15 protein-coding genes and 1 riboswitch are annotated in these 19,261 nt (G+C 49.8%); of the genes, 12 read left to right on the top strand and 3 right to left on the bottom strand.

Translation table 11 applies throughout. From position 1 onward, the window contains the following. Nucleotides 1-194: 194 nt before the first annotated feature. Entirely contained in the window at nucleotides 195-962 is a 768-nt protein-coding gene (locus GK091_RS21615) for a tyrosine-protein phosphatase (protein WP_164041950.1), read from the bottom strand. Between the two features lie 186 nt (nucleotides 963-1,148). Here GK091_RS21615 and GK091_RS21610 point away from each other — a divergent pair, with 186 nt between their 5' ends. The 5 genes from GK091_RS21610 (at nucleotide 1,149) to GK091_RS21590 (ending at nucleotide 5,692) form a co-directional block, all read left to right on the top strand. Continuing rightward, nucleotides 1,149-2,105: an NAD-dependent epimerase/dehydratase family protein gene (locus GK091_RS21610; RefSeq protein ID WP_164041949.1), complete on the top strand. Its 957-nt coding sequence runs from the start codon at nucleotides 1,149-1,151 to the stop codon at nucleotides 2,103-2,105. A 486-nt stretch (nucleotides 2,106-2,591) separates the two neighbouring features. Then, nucleotides 2,592-3,215, top strand: coding sequence for a type II toxin-antitoxin system HicA family toxin (locus GK091_RS21605; RefSeq protein ID WP_164041948.1), 624 nt, complete (start codon nucleotides 2,592-2,594; stop codon nucleotides 3,213-3,215). A gap of 455 nt (nucleotides 3,216-3,670) precedes the next feature. Beyond that, complete coding sequence (locus GK091_RS21600; RefSeq protein ID WP_164041947.1) at nucleotides 3,671-4,225, top strand: fasciclin domain-containing protein; 555 nt, start codon at nucleotides 3,671-3,673, stop codon at nucleotides 4,223-4,225. A gap of 188 nt (nucleotides 4,226-4,413) precedes the next feature. Continuing rightward, a complete protein-coding gene (locus GK091_RS21595) occupies nucleotides 4,414-5,361 on the top strand; it encodes a hypothetical protein (protein WP_164041946.1) in 948 nt (315 codons plus the stop codon). Between the two features lie 4 nt (nucleotides 5,362-5,365). Beyond that, entirely contained in the window at nucleotides 5,366-5,692 is a 327-nt protein-coding gene (locus GK091_RS21590) for a hypothetical protein (protein ID WP_164041945.1), read from the top strand. Nucleotides 5,693-5,726: 34 nt separating this feature from the next. Here the strand turns inward: GK091_RS21590 and metH are convergent, their stop codons facing one another. Beyond that, entirely contained in the window at nucleotides 5,727-9,458 is a 3,732-nt protein-coding gene (metH, locus tag GK091_RS21585) for a methionine synthase (RefSeq protein ID WP_394351887.1), read from the bottom strand. A gap of 158 nt (nucleotides 9,459-9,616) precedes the next feature. Continuing rightward, a riboswitch (SAM riboswitch) is annotated at nucleotides 9,617-9,734 on the bottom strand. A 166-nt stretch (nucleotides 9,735-9,900) separates the two neighbouring features. Here metH and GK091_RS21580 point away from each other — a divergent pair. The 3 genes from GK091_RS21580 to GK091_RS21570 all read left to right on the top strand — a co-directional run bounded on the left by GK091_RS21580 (nucleotide 9,901) and on the right by GK091_RS21570 (nucleotide 12,874). Then, nucleotides 9,901-10,788, top strand: coding sequence for a Ppx/GppA phosphatase family protein (locus GK091_RS21580; RefSeq protein WP_164041943.1), 888 nt, complete (start codon nucleotides 9,901-9,903; stop codon nucleotides 10,786-10,788). Nucleotides 10,789-10,935: 147 nt separating this feature from the next. Further along, complete coding sequence (locus tag GK091_RS21575; RefSeq protein ID WP_164041942.1) at nucleotides 10,936-11,886, top strand: GNAT family N-acetyltransferase; 951 nt, start codon at nucleotides 10,936-10,938, stop codon at nucleotides 11,884-11,886. 82 nt (nucleotides 11,887-11,968) lie between these two features. Continuing rightward, the gene (locus GK091_RS21570) at nucleotides 11,969-12,874 is read left to right on the top strand and encodes a hypothetical protein (protein WP_164042971.1); all 906 of its coding nucleotides are present in this window, start codon (nucleotides 11,969-11,971) and stop codon (nucleotides 12,872-12,874) included. An 84-nt stretch (nucleotides 12,875-12,958) separates the two neighbouring features. On the opposite strand, the gene GK091_RS21565 is transcribed toward GK091_RS21570, so the two are convergent. Then, nucleotides 12,959-14,935 (bottom strand): hypothetical protein, encoded by a 1,977-nt coding sequence (locus GK091_RS21565; RefSeq protein ID WP_164041941.1) that lies wholly within the window; start codon nucleotides 14,933-14,935, stop codon nucleotides 12,959-12,961. A gap of 318 nt (nucleotides 14,936-15,253) precedes the next feature. Between GK091_RS21565 and pseB the strand changes: the two genes are divergently transcribed. The 4 genes from pseB (at nucleotide 15,254) to pseG (ending at nucleotide 19,259) form a co-directional block, all read left to right on the top strand. Further along, on the top strand, nucleotides 15,254-16,294 hold the full coding sequence (gene pseB, locus GK091_RS21560; protein WP_164041940.1) for a UDP-N-acetylglucosamine 4,6-dehydratase (inverting): 1,041 nt from the start codon (nucleotides 15,254-15,256) through the stop codon (nucleotides 16,292-16,294). Between the two features lie 63 nt (nucleotides 16,295-16,357). Further along, nucleotides 16,358-17,533, top strand: a complete 1,176-nt coding sequence (gene pseC / locus GK091_RS21555; RefSeq protein ID WP_164041939.1) for a UDP-4-amino-4,6-dideoxy-N-acetyl-beta-L-altrosamine transaminase — start codon at nucleotides 16,358-16,360, stop codon at nucleotides 17,531-17,533. Further along, the gene (pseF, locus tag GK091_RS21550; protein WP_164041938.1) at nucleotides 17,530-18,219 is read left to right on the top strand and encodes a pseudaminic acid cytidylyltransferase; all 690 of its coding nucleotides are present in this window, start codon (nucleotides 17,530-17,532) and stop codon (nucleotides 18,217-18,219) included. Before pseC ends, pseF begins: the two co-directional genes overlap by 4 nt. Before the next feature lie 5 nt (nucleotides 18,220-18,224). Further along, nucleotides 18,225-19,259, top strand: coding sequence for a UDP-2,4-diacetamido-2,4,6-trideoxy-beta-L-altropyranose hydrolase (gene pseG / locus GK091_RS21545; RefSeq protein WP_164041937.1), 1,035 nt, complete (start codon nucleotides 18,225-18,227; stop codon nucleotides 19,257-19,259). Nucleotides 19,260-19,261: the final 2 nt, after the last annotated feature.

Raw genomic sequence — 19,261 nt, 5'->3', positions numbered from 1 at the left:
AACTACTTACTTATTAGTTAACATTATTTATAAAAAATCTATTCCGACGTATCTAATGTTGTCAATAATCGATATTAATGTATTTTTGTACATAGGCAAGTCGAGATCATCGGGCGTGATGAACGAGCGACGTCCATAGAGGGATCGTCTTTTCGGATTGAACCAGAAAGAGAAGGAAATCGAAGAGGGTAAACTTACAGCAGCGATTCGTTGAGAAGCGGTTGTTTACGGAGCAATTCGTAATCGGCGGTTGAGAACAGGGCAGCAAGAGAAGGAAAGTCGGCGGGCCGGTGCAAGTCACTACCAACAAAGTTGACCCAGCCTTTTTTCAGCAGAAACCGGCCCTGTGCCTGAGCCCGTTCGCCATACCGACCCGTCAGCGAACCCCAGTTCAACTGAAACAAACAGCCTTTCTCGTGCAGACTGGCGAGCGTGGCCTGATCTTCGTAGTAAAATGAATAACGTTCCGGATGAGCAAGTACAGGAGTATAGCCACGGGTTTGCATACGAAACAGCAGATCGTCCAGTTGTCGGGGGGCCGCTGCCCAACCTACTTCAAAAAGCAGGTAACGAGCATCGCCGAAGGTGAGGATGTCATCAGCCGCCAGCAGGGCAGGAAAAAATTCATCGAGCAGATATTCGGCGGCTACTTCAATTTGCAGGTTGAGGTTGTTTTCGGTAGCAAGGGCTTGCAGGATAACCTGACTTTCCCGCAGCGTAGCCGATTCGGTTGGGTACCAGTCACGGCTGACGTGTGGTGTCGTAATAACTTTCTGAATACCCCAGGCCGCCAGTTGTTTCAGACAGGCAAGGGATTGTTCGGGGTCCTTCACACCGTCGTCAATACCGGGAATTAGATGCGAGTGCATATCAACCCGCCAGAAACATGAATCTGCCAGGTCTTCTGGTGTCTGAGAAGAACGCGAAGTAATCGTTTGCCGAATGGTTTGCCAGAAACCCATACCTAATGAAGTAGGACTGTAATCATGCTTACTGCCTTTGCCGAACGCCAAAAATAATACGCATTTCTATGGAAAGCTACCGCAAACTTTAGACTTGACCAACCCGAAAGTTAGACCTATGGTTATCGTCAGTCTATTTTCCGTAAACAATCGTACCGAAATTCAACCTGATAAGCGTTTCTTTTTATGGTAATTTTACTCACTGGAGCAGCCGGTTTCATCGGCTCCCACCTGACCGAACACCTTTTAGGCCTTGGTCATACGGTCATTGGCTTCGATAATTTTGACAATCAGTACGATCCGGCCCGGAAGCAACTGAATCTCCGCCTGATCAAAGGACATCGCAATGTCAACGTGATCGAAGGCGACATCCGCGATCAAACGTTGCTAGCCGATGTGCTGCGCCGATACCAGTGCGACACCGTTGTTCACCTTGCCGCCCGGACAGGTGTCCGCGATTCGGTTCGTGAACCGGCGCTCTGCCTCGATGTGAATGTGAATGGCACCTTGTCGCTGCTGGAAGCCATGCGAACAACAAACGTCCGGCGTCTGGTTATGGCGTCGTCGTCGTCCGTGTATGGCAATTCAACGTTTGTTCCATTTCGCGAAGATGACGACGCCAACCTACCGTTGTCACCCTATGCCATGTCGAAGCGATCGGCTGAACTGCTGACCCATACGTACCATCATCTTCATGGATTTAATGTAGCCTGCCTCCGCTTTTTTACGGTATATGGCCCTCGCCAGCGTCCCGAAATGGCCATTAGCCGGTTTACGGAGAAAATGTTTGGCGGGCAGCCCATCACAATTTTTGGCGACGGCAATACGTCCCGCAATTACACTTATATATATGATACCGTGATGGGCATCACCAGCGCGATCAACCACCTCAACGGATTCGATTTATTGAATATTGGAGGAGCGGCATCGACGAATCTGCGTGACCTGGTCAGTATGATCGAGCGGGCTGTTGGCCGGAAAGCCGTCATTGACTGGCAACCAAATCAGCCCGGCGACGTAACCCTGACTTGTGCCGATCTGCACCGCGCGAGTAACCGGATCGGCTATTTTCCATCCATTCAAATCGAAGAAGGAATCAACCGTTTCGTCCGGTGGTATCAGCAGTCGGTTCTGTGTTCGTAAGGTGACTGTTAATGACCTGCCCAAAGACGGCTAGCCTCTGGCGAGAGCGATGCTACATTCGTTCGGTTCAATGCACAAGCCATCGTCAACCTATCTTCTGGCAGAACCGGCTGGTTATAATAGACTTACTGGATTACACACCCATCGATTTCCTATGTGTCCGCAGTACACAGAAATAAATTAGGGCGGCAATACTCTTTTTTATGTAAATGAATATACTTTTATGATTAGTCTTACTGTCATACGAACTACCTATACCCTTATTTAACGACAATAGAGTACTGATCCATTATATACAGAAACCATTTATTCGTTAATTTATCGCAATCGTAATACAATTAGTACCGTATTTAGAGTACTTAGTGTACTCTTATTTACCTTATCATCCGAAATAACTCCAAAAATTAACTAAACGGCATATTAAGTAATCCCTCCATCAGTATATTTACGCGTCTATCTCGTTGTTTACAAACTTTACTATTGGTTATGAAATTATCAGTACTTACTAAATTACTCCGTGAAAAAGGGTGGGAGGTTGTCCAGAAACACAAAAGCTACAGCTTATTCGGTCACTCAATAAGGAACCAGGCTGCCTGCTATATCATTCCTGCCACCGGTTCAGATCAGCTTCCCATAGGTACGCTCAATGCGATACTACGAGCGGCAGGGAACAAGTCAGGCAGTAGCAGCCACTGGACCACTCAACTTCGCTACACGAAAGCAGTAAACGTAATTATTGAAAAACAGGGTAAATCCATCTGGGGTCGCATTGAGATACCGGGCCTTCTGGCAACGACGCGTGGTCGTACCGTAGATGAGGTTATCAGTCTGCTGCGAAGCGTTCTGATTGGCTGTGCATCCGATGAATACACCTGCTACAAATCCACGCTCGATTCGATCATTTTTCAGCCTCTCTACGATACAACAGCCGTCTGGGATCTTTTCAAGCAGATGAAAGCCAACCACATTGCGGGGAATGCAGGCATCGATATGGAATCGATCAACCAATTTATGACCGGCTCAACGTTCCCTTCTGTCGAACAGGCAGAACGACTGGAAGCGTCTATTCACGAATTAGGCCGCCAGTTGATGCAGGTTTCTATACGCTGATATAAACTACATAGGCATGCTTTCAAACGGGAACGATCGCATTGATCGTTCCCGTTTTGTTTGTTCACGATCAGTAGCCTGTCAACCCCACAAATACACTACCTCTTGTCGATGACCTTCATGTCCCTATCAACGCCCAGCCAACCACTCATTTTCTGAAAAACGAGTTTATGAGGCCTGTATCTCGTACGGTAAAGCGATAGGTCGGGGATAGTACGTAAGTAGTTCGCTCATCGAAACCGATACCCGACTCTGAGTATTTTTACGAGAATACTGGCCTGTTTAACCCGTTTTTCTGCAGATCGCAGGGTAAGCTGATTCCTACAGTTGTACCGCTGCTGAAAGAAATTTTTCACTCCCATCAATCCAAACCCCTACCAACCTGCGTAAGTCTTCCCGTCGATCGATCACACAGTACATTTACTTAATTCATTCTTCCAATCGAACTTACGAGTATGAAAGCGTTCAAACTAGTCTTTTCAGTGATTACCCTGTTGGCCGTTAGCCAATTCTCTTTTGCCCAGGAAAAAACCGTTACGGTAGGTGGTGCTCCTATGTACCCATCAAAAAATATCGTTGAGAATGCGGTGAACTCGAAGGATCACACCACATTGGTAGCAGCCGTTAAGGCCGCTGGTTTGGTTGAAACCCTGTCTGGACCCGGTCCGTTCACCGTGTTCGCTCCAACGAACAAAGCGTTCGATAAACTACCCAAAGGCACGGTTGAAACACTGGTTAAGCCAGAAAACAAATCGACGCTGACGGGCATCCTGACGTATCACGTGATATCAGGTAAAATGAGCGCGGCTGATCTGATGAAAGCCATTGCTGATGGTGGCGGCAAAGCAACCCTGACAACCGTTGCCGGTGGCACACTGACTGCTATGCAGAAAGGCAAAAAAATCGAATTGATGGATGCTAAAGGTGGCACCGCTACAGTTACGATTGCGGATGTTAATCAATCAAATGGCGTAATTCACGTAATTGATTCGGTTCTGTTGCCCCAGTAAGCCGGAAATTTTGGTGGCTCATAGCCAAGTAATAGCTGCCCGACCACGACTGGTCGGGCATTTTTTGTGCACGATTTTTGGCCAATTGTGAAACAGACAAGCTGATTTCCAGAAAAAATTCCGGACATTTCTTCAGCAATACTGAATTGGATAGCGCATCAGGTTTACAAAAGCCTTACCATCGGTTTATGAACACTATACTCACTCGTTTTCGGCCAGCCAACAGCCTTATTGTTGTGGTTTTTCTGTTGGTTGCCTGCCGGAACGATAGCAAGCTACCCGTCGATCGGTTTCAGAAAAGTACAACGGCGGCTGTGGCAGCGATCAGCTTCTATTATAACGAGTTGAATAACTATGAGCGAACGCTCTACCTACAAAGCGTGGCCACGGATGCCTCCCAGCCATTGGCCGTTAGGGACAAAAATGGCCGGGCCACTCCCCTACTAAGCGATCCGTTCAGCGCGACCGGCATTCAGGCTCGCCTGGCCTTACTTCAGCACCTGGGCAACTACGCCGAACGCCTGACGTCGTTAAACGGCACGACGTCTACCGATGAATTTCAGACAAATGTGTCGGCATTGGCCAGCAACCTGACCGCCTTACAGACAACGTTTACCAGTTTGAGCCAAACGTCAGATGCCAGCGCAGCGCAGTATGTTGGGCCAATTAATTCACTGGTCAACGTCATTGGCGAGCTTCTGATCCGAAAAAAGCAACAGAACGCCTTGCGTCAGGCTATTATTTACGGCGAAGGGCCAATCACGAATTTGTTAAGTTTTCTGCGGCAGGATTTGGAAAAGTACGTTTCAGCGACGCGGATTTCCGGCAGTTTGCTGGTCTTAAGCGATCAGGTCATCAGCTACAATGGTGCCCGCAAAAAGCTTACGCTGGCTGAACGGCAGGAACGCCTGAACACGATTGCTAAACAAGCGAAGGAATACCAGTTGCTCAGTCTGGTTCGTCCTTCGGAGGTGGTTCAGCAGATGCAGATTTCTCATCAGGCACTGGTTAAAGCCGTAAAAAGCGGAAACCCGCTAACGTTGGGCCTGGTGCTGGGAGCGATCGATGACTACGAAGCGGCCGTACAACGGTTGCTCACGGCGACTCGTGCGTTAGACGACTTACTGAAGAAATAGAGCCATGAAAAAAATTGATAATCAATCGCTGTTGGGTTGCATCGAATCCTGCTTCATGCTGTCGATGGACGACCGGCTCACCCTCAAACAGCAAAAGAAGATGAACGCCCTGGGTAAGCAACTACGCGGTAACCTCCTCAACCTGCTTACGGCCCAATTCAACGACGACGTAAAGCAGGTTGACTCGGCCAACCAGCAGCTTCAGCAGCTCAATACGCAGCTCGCCGATACGCAAGCGGCCATTGCCAGGCTCAATGATACCATAGCCACCGCAGCCAGTGTCGTAAAAGCCCTGGACAAACTGCTGCTGTTGGCCGTGTCCTTTATATAAGTCTGGGATTACACAGAGGACACGGCCAACAGTCTTATGCGTCGTAACTCAGCACAGGAGCCAGCCAACGCTCGATCTCTTCAATCGGCATGTCTTTCCGCAGGGCGTAGTCCTGAATCTGATCTTTGTTGATTTTACCAACGGCAAAATATTTCGATTCGGGGTGCGAGAAGTAAAAACCGCTCACCGACGAAGCCGGATACATGGCGTAACTTTCGGTCAGTTCGATACCGATCTTCGTTGCATCCAGCAGGTTGAATAACGTACCTTTTTCGGTATGGTCAGGACAGGCCGGATAGCCTGGCGCGGGCCGAATGCCCTGATACTCTTCCTTGATAAGCTGTTCGCCGGTCAATTTCTCGCTGGTCGCGTAGGGCCAGAATTCGGTCCGTACGCGCTCGTGCATACGCTCGGCAAAGGCTTCTGCCAGCCGGTCGGCAATGGCTTTTATCATGATGCTGTTGTAGTCGTCATGATCGCGTTCGTATTTGTCGATCAGTGCTTCGATGCCGATACCAGCCGTAACGGCAAATCCACCGATATAATCTTCCCGACCGCTTTCCAAAGGCGCAATAAAATCAGACAGGCAGAAGTTCGGCAAACCGGGTGCTTTCTGATTTTGCTGACGGATGAAGTGCAGCACCGTTTTGGTATCGTAAATTAACTCACCCGCCGAACTAACCGACGTCTGCGATTGCGCTCTGCTGATTTTGTATTCGATGTGCCGGTGCGACCCATGCCGTTCGCACGGAACCTCGCGCACCTGCTCTTCGTAATTGTGCAATAACACATCATCATCCGCGGAGTTAGCCGGGAAGAATCCAACAACGGCTTTGGCTTTCAGCAATTTGTTATTGATTACTTCCTTCAAAAGCTTCTTTGCGTCATCGAACAGCTGACGGGCTTCGTTACCAACAACGGCATCATTGAGGATAGCCGGATATTTGCCGTGTAACTGCCACGTCTGGAAAAAAGGCGTCCAGTCAATGTAGTCAGCCAGTTCGGCAATAGGGTAATCGTCAAAATAGCGGTTACCCAGGAATGTCGGCTTCGTTGGCTCGAAGTTAGTCCAGTCAATGGGCGTCCGGTTTTCGCGGGCTTTTTCGATCGTCAGCGTGGCCTTGTCCTGCCGACGCCGGGCGTGATCGTCTCGCACTTTGGCATATTCGGCCTTGATTTCCGTGAAGATCGTATCCCGCGTTGATTGCAACTCGTTGACGAGACGACCCGCTACCGGAACGCTTCGGCTGGCATCCAGCACGTGAACAACCGGCCCCGAGTAGTGCGGATCGATCTTGACGGCCGTATGCACCCGCGATGTGGTAGCGCCACCGATCAGCAGCGGCATGGTGAATCCCTGCCGTTCCATCTCCTTGGCAACGCCAACCATCTCATCGAGCGAGGGCGTAATTAACCCGCTTAGCCCAATAATATCTACGTTGTGTTTCTTCGCTTCTTCCAGAATTTTCTGCGTCGGTACCATCACACCGAGGTCGATAATTTCGTAATTATTACAACCCAGCACGACGCCAACGATGTTTTTACCGATGTCGTGAACGTCACCTTTGACCGTTGCCATCAAGATTCGGCCCGCAAAGGACGATTCGCCACCTGTTTTTTCGGCTTCGATAAACGGGGTGAGGTAAGCCACGGCTTTTTTCATGACCCGCGCCGATTTCACGACCTGCGGCAGGAACATTTTACCGGCACCGAACAGATCACCGACAACGTTCATACCGTCCATCAGTGGTCCTTCGATAATGTGCAACGGGCGCGCAACCTGCTGCCGGATCTCTTCTACATCCTGATCGATATAATCCGTAATGCCCTTGATGAGCGCATGTTTGAGCCGCTCATGCACCGATTCCTTACGCCACGCATCATCCTGAACAATGGCTTTCCCCTTGGCCTTTACCGTTTCGGCAAAATCGACCAGGCGTTCGGTCGCGTCGTCCCGGCGGTTCAGCAAGACATCTTCACAACGTTCCAGCAAATCTTTAGGAATGCTATCGTATACCTCCAGCTGGCCAGCGTTAACGATACCCATGTCCATACCCGCCCGAATGGCGTGGTACAGGAAGGCCGAGTGCATTGCTTCGCGTACGAAGTCATTCCCCCGGAAACTGAACGAAATGTTGGATACGCCCCCGCTCACTTTGGCCAGCGGCAGGTTTTCTTTGATCCAGCGGGTAGCATTGATAAAGTCGACGGCGTAGTTATTGTGTTCTTCGATACCCGTTGCCACTGTCAGGATGTTCGGATCGAAGATGATGTCCTGCGGATTGAAATGGACCTTATCGACCAGAATCCGGTACGCCCGTTCGCAAATCTGGATGCGTCGTTCATAGGAGTCAGCCTGACCCGTTTCATCGAATGCCATCACCACCGCAGCAGCTCCGTAGCGTTTGACAAGATTGGCCCGTTCGATGAATGCTTCCTCGCCTTCTTTCAGCGAAATAGAGTTCACAATCGCCTTGCCCTGAACGCATTTCAGACCAGCTTCGATAACTTCCCACTTGGACGAATCGACCATGATCGGGACGCGCGCAATGTCGGGTTCGGCAGCGATCAGGTTCAGGAACGTGGTCATGGCCTCCACCGAATCCAGCATGCCTTCGTCCATATTGACGTCGATCACTTGCGCGCCCCCTTCCACCTGCCCCCGGGCAATGCTCAGGGCTTCATCGTAATTGCCTTCTTTAATAAGTCGGGCAAATTTTTTCGAACCCGTCACGTTGGTCCGCTCACCCACGTTCAGAAAGTTGGTCAGCTCCGTGATTTTCAACGGTTCCAGACCACTCAGTTTCTGATAGGGCTCCGGCTCCGGCACCTGACGGGGCGGGTATTTGGCGGCTACCTGGGCAATGGCCCGAATGTGATCGGGCGTTGAGCCGCAGCAACCCCCAACGATGTTGATAAAATTGCTCTTAACGAAATCTTCGATTTGCAACGCCATCATATCCGGCGTTTCATCGTATTCACCAAATTCGTTCGGTAACCCCGCATTCGGGTAGGCCGAGGTGAAGAACGGAGCCTCTTTGGCCAGCGTCTGAATATAGGGCCGCATCAGTTCAGCACCGAGCGCACAGTTCAGCCCCACACTTAATAATGGCAAGTGCGAAATCGAGTAGAGAAACGCTTCAGTCGTTTGCCCCGACAATGTCCGGCCACTGGCATCGGTAATGGTTCCCGACACCATGATCGGCAGCACGGTCCGCTCCGGATTCTCCGCGAAATATTTGTCGATTGCAAACAGCGCGGCTTTGGCGTTGAGCGTATCGAATATGGTTTCGACCAGCAACAAATCGGCTCCCCCTTCGACCAGGCCACGAACCTGTTCATAGTACGCATCGACCAGATTATCGAACGTAACAGCCCGGTAGCCGGGGTTGTTGACATCGGGCGATAACGAGGCCGTGCGGTTTGTGGGTCCCAGTGCACCGGCCACAAAGCGCGGCTTATCCGGATTTTGCTTCGTTATTTCGTCCGCAACGTCTTTGGCAATCCGGGCCGATTCGTAGTTCAGTTCATACGCCAGTTCTTCCATGTGGTAATCCGCCATGGCAATCGACGTACTGCTGAAGGTATTGGTCTCGATAATATCGGCACCAGCTTCGAGGTACTGCTTATGAATTTCCTGAATGATCTGCGGCTGTGTGATCGACAGCAGATCGTTGTTTCCCTTTACGTCGTGCGGATATCCTCTAAAGCGTTCTCCCTGGTAATCGGCTTCACTAAGCTCGTACCGTTGAATCATCGTTCCCATCGCACCGTCGAGAACAAGAATCCGCTTTTTCAGTAGGTCTGTAATCAGTTCCAAGTGATCCAAAATTTATAGAGTTGACAGCGCGCCAATGGTCGCTTTAAAGCAATGCGTCGTAAAAACCGGGGCTTATCAAAACAGGCGAAGGAAGCAGAAACGCTAACTTATCTGTCCCCGCGCAAACTGGGGTGGAAAGCGGCACCTTTTCCGGCTTGTAGAGTAAGCGGCTGGTTGCCAAGACATCGCAGGGTCCAATCCCTCCGTCTTTCTTGATAAGCACTTAAGCAAAGGTATAGATTCTAGCCATAGTCCCCAAAAATAGCTTAATTTTGGGCGCATGAATGAATGAGCAATTTAGTAAACAGAGGCCGTTCGGTTGTCAGTATTACCCATTAATTTGCTCAGTTATGGCACTGGCAGTCCGATTGGTCACGACTTATATTTGATGAAACTAGCAGCCATTGATATCGGTTCCAATGCAGCCCGTCTGCAAATTTCAACAGTATTACATAATGACGACATCGTTAGTTTCAAACGGGTTGAATACGTCCGCTTTCCGCTTCGACTTGGGCACGATGTCTTCAATTTTGGCGAACTAACGCCCGAAAGCGAAGCCCGCACCACCAAACTAATGCAGGTGTACAAACTGCTGATGGAACTGCACGAAGTTACGGACTACATGGCCTGCGCTACGTCGGCCATGCGGGAGTCATCCAACGGACAAGAAATCGCCGATCGTATCGAAGCATCAACCGGCATCAAGATTCACATTATCGATGGCAGTAAAGAAGCCGAACTGATCAATAATGTGGTTGTGCAGGCACTCGACGATCAGCAGTTTCTCCACATCGACGTGGGTGGTGGCAGCACCGAACTGAACCTGTACCGGAACCGGCAAAAAATAAATTCCAAGTCGTTTAAAATAGGCTCTGTGCGACTGCTGGAAGGGAAAGAAACGAAAGGGGCCTGGCGGAAAATTGAGGACTGGGTTGAAGAAAATATCGATTCGTCAGCGGAAATCATTGCGGTCGGTACGGGTGGTAACATCAGCAAACTCTTTAATCTGGCGTCTAAAACATCCGACTCCGAATCAACCCGAGCCGAAATCGAACGAATCCGAAATTACATCGCCGGGTTCAGCCAGGAAGACCGCATCAATAAACTTCGACTCAATGCCGACCGCGCCGATGTGATCGTGCCCGCTGCCGACATCTACATTTCGGTAATGAAATGGGCTGGAGCCAATAAGATCGTCGTTCCGGATCTCGGCCTGAAAGATGGTATCATTCAACTGGTTTTTGAGCAACTCAACAAGGAGAAAACCGCTCTCTAACGCAGCTACACAAGTCAATAAAAAATCCCTGTGATCGTCGATCGCAGGGATTTTTTATTGGTCCAGTCGCCACAAATATAATGCAAGTGCCTATTTATATACACTTACACTATATTTGTGTACTAAATTTTTAAGTTGCTTGGGTTTATGACGGACTATATTCTGCTCCGGCAGCAGCATCCACAAGCTTCCGACGTTCCCGCATTCTGCCAGCCCGGTTTTTTCTTCAATGAACACGAACACCTGTGCCAACAACAAAGTGGATCGTTTTACCTGCTCTCGGCACTGAATCAGCGTACAAACCAGGCAGACGCGCGGTGTGCTTTTTTTGTTACGGCCAACGGAATCGTTAGTCCTGTTGCGGCCCCGTTTGGGTCAATCGAATTTGCCGAGACGCTTCCCGGCACGGTTCTCGACGCATTTATTAAATCGCTTCAGGAAACGGCTCGTTCTTTCGGAGCCTCGACCCTACGCCTGGTCAACTACCCCCATTGTTACGCCCCTGAACAGGCAAACCGGCTGGCAGTTGCCTTAGAGGAACAAGGCTTCCGACTGATCAAACTACACGAGAATTTTTTTCTGCCAATTACCGAACGCCCATTTAGCGCAACGATCAACGCATCGGAACGCCGACGACTGCGGAAATGCCGGGAGGCCGGTTTTCAGGTTAACCTTTGGCCAACGACGCGCGTTGACGACGCCATAAACTTCATAGTGGAAGCAAGACGGACGAAGGAATACCAGCTTACGATCAGTCCTGAACAGTTGACCACATTACTACAGAAATTCCCGGATCAATTCATTGTTTTCACCGTGAACGATGCGGACAAAATCGCAGCCATGACGGTTGCTGTACGCGTACGAAAGGATATTTTATACAGCTTTTTACCAGCATCGAATCCCGATTATCAGTCATTTAGCCCACTGGTTATGCTCACCGATGGATTGGTTACCTATTGTCGGCAACAGGGCATACGACTATTGGATCTGGGCGTATCGCTCGACAATGACCGGCGGCCCAAACCCGGTTTGATCCGTTTCAAGCAAAATCTCGGTGCGCAGTCATCCCCAAAAATGACCGTTGAGAAAACCCTGTGAACCCGCTAATTTTATTACCGGCGTGTCTGGTGTTTTTTTCGTTATTTTGTGGAAAAAGTGGCTCCTGTCTGGTGCCGACCGCATGCTTGAAGCTGGTTTTAATTCCCTGAGTCAATTCCTGAGCGAATTCGTCAAATCGCTGCTGTCACTGGTAAAAGTCGTGATTCGTGGTCGCCATAAAGCGCAGCTACCGGCCCGACAGCTACCGATTTGCTCGGTATTGGGAAACGGTCCATCGCTGAATGAGTCGCTGGCGGAGCATTTTGATTTTATCCGGCAAACCGAAATCGTCTGCGTCAATAATTTTGCCCACGCCGATATTTTTCATCGCCTTCGCCCTCAGAACTACGTCATTTCGGACCCTAATTATTTCGTTTTCACGAAGCAGACAACCGACCGCGATGATATTCGCCAAACGTTGTCGGTCTTTCTGGAACGCGTAGACTGGCCGATGTTGCTCTACGTGCCTCATTTTGCCAAAGGCTCTTATTTGCTCGGTCAAATTGAACGCGGCAATCCGCAGATCAAGGTCGTTTATTTCAACTACACCGTGGTCAGCGGTTTCCAGTGGCTGACCTACTGGCTCTACGCCAATGGGTTTGGGATGCCTCAGGCGCAGACAGTTATCATTGCGGCCCTGACCCTCATGATCAACCGCCAGTTTGAAACGATTTACCTGTTTGGCGCGGATACGTCCTGGCATGAACAGATTCGATTAACGGATCAAAATCAGTTGCTGATCAAGCAGATTCACTTTTACGACAAGCCCAAAGACGTAACGCATCAGCCTGTGTATTCTGACAAGCACCGACAACGCACGTTTTCGATGGCTTCGCAGTTCTTATCCTTACATAAAGTGTTCCGAGGTTACGAAGTTATCCGCACCTATGCCGATCACCGGGGTGTCACCATCCTGAACGCCAGTGCGAAAAGCTACATCGACGCCTTTGACCGAACACAGATAAAGCACTCCGTAGCGAGTAAATAGCGGATAGACCGATCTGGCTTGGTACACAAACGCCCGACCGTAATATTACGGTCGGGCGTTTGTGTACCAAGCCAGTGAAAGCCTTTATTTCTTTTCCAGCAGTTGCTTTACGAGTTGCTTCAACTCGTTCACCTCTGCTCTTAACTGGTGTAATTCCTGTTGTTTAGCCTGATCAGCTTTTTCGAGTTGAATGCTGTAGAGCGTCAGTTCTTCGACCTTTTCCAACAGCTTGGCGTCCATCTTACCGACATCAACACCTTCCCGAATAACCTGCTCTGCCGAAGGAACGCCCGGTAGGTACCCGTTTTTTTGGATGAATTGTTCGACCTCAGCTAATGAACGAAGTCTGTAAGCAGGATCAAAGACTTTGTCGGACCAATCGTTCACTTGCTTAACCGAGTAACGACCCGTTTGAGCCAGCACGATTTGACCATTGTCATCAACGGTAAGTACTTTGTCGAGCAGGGTCAGCCGAGCAGGACTACTAGCCGTAAGTCGGCTCATTCGGATACCAGATTCATGATCAATACCACTATTGACATCGAGACGGGCCGTGGGTGCTGACGTACCGATACCCACATTAGCCTGATTACCCAACACCACAGCATTGCTAACCGCGACATTTGCACCAGCCCCAATAGCCGTTGCGTTGATCAGATTCTGCGCAATGGCATCAGCTCCAGTACCTAGGAATGTATTTCGTGAGCCGCTGTCATGATTTCCTGTCGTGTAGCCGATATAGACGTTATCGTCCATGTTGCTACTGGCAGGACCGGCACCATTACCAACGAACGTATTATGGCTACCCGTCGTGTTCCCTCGCCCTGACGATGTACCAAAAAAAGTGTTGCCTTTCCCGGTTGTTGTGACGTAACCGGATTGGTAGCCGACAAAGGTATTGGAATCTGCAACAGCTTTATAGCCGGATTGATAACCAAGATAAGTATTTTGTTGCCCTGTCTGGTTAGACCGTCCTGCGCGGCTACCAACCATCACATTTCCCGAACCTTGATTATTAGCCCCTGTACTATCTCCGATCATGACGTTATAATTAGCATTGTTGTTATTATATCCGGCAAAATCACCAAAAAAACAGTTGTAAGAACCACTCGCAAAAGTCAGTTGAACGCCATCCGTTCTACCATTCCCAGCTCCTGCCTGTCTTCCAAAGAAACTATTATGATGACCTGTCGAGTATAAGTGTCCTGCAGCTTCACCAAAAAACGAATTGAAATAACCAGATGTATTAGAAAAGCCTGCGGCAACGCCATAAAACGAATTAGAATACCCAGAAGTAGTACTTGATCCTGCTATATATCCTACAATAGTATTGTTCAAACCAACTGTATTTTCTCTACCTGCGCCGTAACCGTAAAATGAATTTGCAAACCCAGTCGTATTCTTGGATCCAACGCTAGCCCCGACAAATGTATTAGCCCCCCCTGTTGTATTAGCAAATCCAGCTTTGCTACCAATCATAACACTACCAGAAACGGTATTATTATAACCAGCCGAATCACCAATAATCACATTATAGGAACCATTCTGACTGGTCCCACCTGCGTTGTAACCCAAATATATATTATTTGTGCCACTGACGTTTTTGAAACCACTGAAAGCACCTACAAATGTGTTTCTAGTAGCGGATTTACTCCAGGCACCCGTTGAAGCACCCAAAAAAACGTTTTCATCACCATTGTTAAGCCACCCTGATCCGGTACCAATCATTGTATTACCAGCACCCGATGTGTTTGTATTACCAGCCAAGTACCCAAAGAATAAGTTACTATTGCCCGTCGTAGTATTCAGACCAGCTGATTTACCAATGAATGTATTTGATAAACCCGTCGTCAGATTATTACCTGTATCGTGACCGACAAGCGTATTATTTGTACTATTTTCAGTTTGACCCTTATATCGCCAGGTCGGGTTAACGATAACATTACTGCTACCTGGCGTTTGAGAAGTGGGTGTGGTTAGTATTAAATTCTGCGCCTGCGATAGAGTCACAACCGTCAGTACAAGCTGAAAAAGTAATGTTAATCGGTAAAAAAAATTCATAAATTAATTAAGTAAAAGTTACATACTAGGAAACCGTTGCAAGTTACTAAACTCGCCCGAATGGGTAAACTCACTTGAGATAGATTAACATACCCTCATTTCGGCAGTCACGTTAATCCAACTAGTGTGAACCTGATAGTAACAAGATTGACAGGTTCATGGCGTGGTCATTGCGTAGGAACTTCTTTAATCATTCTATCAATATTGATTCCTCTAATAACCCTACCTTTGCAGTCAGAAGCATTTAAAAAAGTAAGGTTGTCCCGGCCCCCTGTCAAACTGGTCGAGTAGAGGGCCAAAAAATAGCGACAATAATCTATGAATCAATACAATACGGGCCAACCCTTTGACCTGACGAACAAATCGATTTTAATTACGGGCGGCACCGGCTCGTTTGGCAAGAAGTTCATTGAGATGGTATATCAGCGCTACCCGAATATCAAACGGCTGGTCGTCTACTCCCGCGATGAGTTGAAACAGTTTGAGTTAGCGCAACATTACCCAAGTTCGAAGTATAAATCCATCCGCTTTTTCATCGGTGATGTACGCGATAGCGAACGCCTGAAACGGGCCTGCGAAGGAATCGACATTATCATTCACGCGGCTGCGTTAAAGCAGGTGCCGGCCGCCGAATATAACCCGATGGAGTGCATCAAAACCAACGTGTTCGGTGCCGAGAATGTCATCAACGCAGCGCTCGATAACGGGGTTCAACGCGTGGTAGCCCTTTCGACGGATAAAGCAGCCGCGCCCATTAATCTCTACGGGGCCACCAAGCTCTGTTCTGACAAGCTGTTCGTAGCAGCCAACAACATGAAAGGCAGCCGTGATCTACGCTTTTCGGTGGTTCGCTACGGCAACGTGATCGGATCGCGGGGATCGGTCGTGCCGTTCTTTCTGGAGAAGCGTAAAGACGGCGTATTGCCCATTACCCACTCCGACATGACGCGGTTCAACATCTCGCTGGAAGAAGGCGTTGACATGGTGTTGTACGCGCTCGAACATGCCTGGGGCGGTGAGATTTTCGTGCCCAAGATTCCGTCGTATCGCATTACGGATGTAGCCACGGCCATTGGTCCGAACTGTGAGCAGCAACTGGTTGGTATCCGGCCCGGCGAGAAACTACACGAAGAAATGATTACGGAAACGGATTCGCTCAATACCGTCGAGACGGATAAATACTACGTCATTACGCCTTCCACACCAACCTGGAGTACCGACGATTACCTGAAAGCCTTCGACGGGCGTCAAGTCGAGATGGGCTTCAAATACAACTCGGGCACCAACACCGAGTGGCTCGACGTTGAGCAGATCCGGGAACAAATCCGGGAGCATGTCGATCCGGCCTTTCAAGCGTGATGTAGTAGAAAAGCCGTTATTAGTGTCTATCAATGCAAATGCGGGTTTTCACCCGCGTTATCAATGAATCAGCCAATTCCATACGGTCGTCAGCATATTACGGACGAGGATATTGCAGCCGTTGCCGATGTTTTACGCGGTCCATTTTTGACCCAGGGGCCCCACATCGGTGCTTTCGAAACCGCGTTTGCCGACTACATCGGTTGTCGCTATGCGGTGGCCGTAGCCAATGGTACGGCCGCCCTGCATTTATGTTGTATGGCGCTTGGCGTCACAACGGGTACGCGGGTCATCACTACACCGATTACGTTTTCGGCATCAGCCAACTGCGTCCGCTATTGCGGGGGCGAGGTCTATTTTGCAGATATCGATCCTGAAACGGCCCTCCTTGCTATTGATTCGGTTCGCGAGTTGCTCAGTAAGCATCCGAAAGGCTATTTTTCAGGCATTGTTCCCGTCGATTTCGCGGGTTACCCGGTTGATATGGCGGCCTTTCGGGAGTTAGCGGATGAACATGGATTGTGGCTTCTGGAAGACAGTTGCCATTCGCCGGGCGGGGCCTTTACGGATACGAACGGTACCATGCATCGCTGTGGCGATGGATCGCTGGCGGAACTGGCCATTTTTAGTTTTCATCCCGTTAAGCACATTGCAGCGGGTGAAGGCGGCATGATAACCACCAACGACGAAGCCCTGTACAAGCACCTGCTTCGACTGCGTACGCACGGCATCACCAACAAACCCGGTGAATTGACGGAACCGTATGCCGGTGAACCGGAACGCGGTGGCTGGTACATGGAATTGCAGGAGTTGGGCTATAATTACCGGCTGACCGACATGCAGGCAGCGTTGGGAAACAGCCAGTTACAGCGGGTCGATGCCATGTTCAGCCGTCGGCAGGAAATCGCGAAACGGTACGACGACGCATTCGCCAACTCAGCTATTTCCATCATTGTTCCGCCCGAAGGTATCAGTCACGCATATCACCTATACGTCATTCAGGTCGACGACCGGAAAGGGCTGTACGATTTTCTGCGGACGAGAAACATTATGGCCCAGGTGCATTACATCCCGGTGCATTTGATGCCTTACTACCGGCAGTTTGGCTGGAAACCCGGCGACTTTCCGAACGCCGAACGCTACTACGCACGCTGCCTGAGCCTCCCTATGTTCCCGACGCTAACCGATGCCGAGCAGGAGTATGTCATCGCATCCGTGAAGGAATTTGTCGGCGCATGAGTAGCGTAGCTATCATCACCGCACGGGGCGGCAGTAAACGCATTCCCAGAAAAAATATCCGGCCGTTTCTGGGTAAACCTATCATTGCATACGTCATCGACGCGGCCCGCCAATCGGGTTTGTTTGCTGACGTGATGGTATCGACGGACGATGAGGAGATTGCGACCCTTGCCCGACAGTACGGCGCATCGGTTCCCTTCTTGCGTAAGGCCGAAACCGCCGACGATTTTGCGACGACAGCCGATGTGCTGCATGAGGTGCTGAACCAGTATGCACACCAAAGCTCATTGTTTAACTATGCGTGCTGCCTCTACCCGACTGCACCTTTTGTCACTCCAGTACTCCTTCAGCGGGCATTTGCCACGCTTTCGGAAAAACAATTCGATACGGTCTATCCGGTGCAGTCGTTTGGTTTTCCAATTCAGCGGGCGGTGATGCTGGCGGACGATAAAGTACGCTGGGTTCAGCCGGAACATGCGCTGACCCGGTCGCAGGATCTGGAACCGGCTTACCACGATGCAGGCCAGTTTTATTTCTTCAGCACAAACACGTTTTTGCGTACCCGACGGCTGATCACAGACAACTCGGGTGGTATTGTCATTTCCGAAATGGATGCCCATGACATTGATACCGAGACAGACTGGCGACTGGCAGAACTCAAATTTCAACTAAGCAGGAACCGCTAAGCATCATGAATCAACTTCTCTTTCGGGCCGACGGCAACGCACAAATCGGAATGGGTCATGTCATGCGCTGTCTGGCACTGGCCAATATGCTGAACGGTGACTTTTCGATGCGGTTCGCTATCGTTGAGCCAACACCAACCATTCATTCCCTGATCGAACAGGCTACTATCAACGTTATTACCCTGCCCGACTCATCAGCTGAAACGACGTTTCTGGACTTAATTGAACCGGACGATGTCGTTATTTTAGATGGCTATTCGTTCGATGACGGTTTTCAGCAGTCGGTTCGCTCGCGGGCGAAACGGCTGGTTTATATCGATGATCTGACAGCAGGCCATCAGGTGGCCGATATGATCATCAACCATGCCGGGGGCATTACATCAGCGGATTATGAGGCCGAAGCGTATACCCAATTTTTTCTGGGTCCGCACTACGCGTTATTACGCCCGGAATTTCTACATCCAGACGGTTTTGGCGATACACCTGCTGACGGTCCGATTTTCGTAAGTATGGGCGGGGCTGACCCGCATAATACGTCGCTCACGGTTCTGGAAGCCATTCGGCAGGTCGACCCCAGTTTACCCGTCCAGATCGTTTTGGGGCCATTTCATCCGGATCGGAAGGCTATTGACGCATTTCGAACTGAGTTACCAAATCTTACTATCCTGCAAAATCTGGATGCCGGTCAGATGGTTTCAGCCTTGCAGCAATGCAGTCTGGCGATCACGGCCTGTAGTACAATTGCCTATGAAGTTTGTGCCATCAACCGCCCCTTGGTTACGGTGGTCACGGCTGACAACCAGGCTCGACTGGCTCAGTTTCTCGCGGAGGAGAAGCTTGCTTTATCGGTCAATTTCCCAACGCTGCTAACTCGGCTGACGCCCGTTATCGGCCTGGACCAGATGATAAAGTTGTCGATCCAATCGGCTCAGTTTTCACCCGAAACGGTAGCTGAGTCGCTGGCGAATCAACGCCGTTTTTTCGATGGTCGCTCCCCGGAACGGCTGCGGGATTTGTTTCATCAGTTGACACGTCGCTAATC

This window comes from Spirosoma agri (genome assembly GCF_010747415.1).
Taxonomy (GTDB): Bacteria; Bacteroidota; Bacteroidia; order Cytophagales; family Spirosomataceae; genus Spirosoma; species Spirosoma agri.
This window is presented reverse-complemented; position numbering and strand designations above follow the sequence as displayed.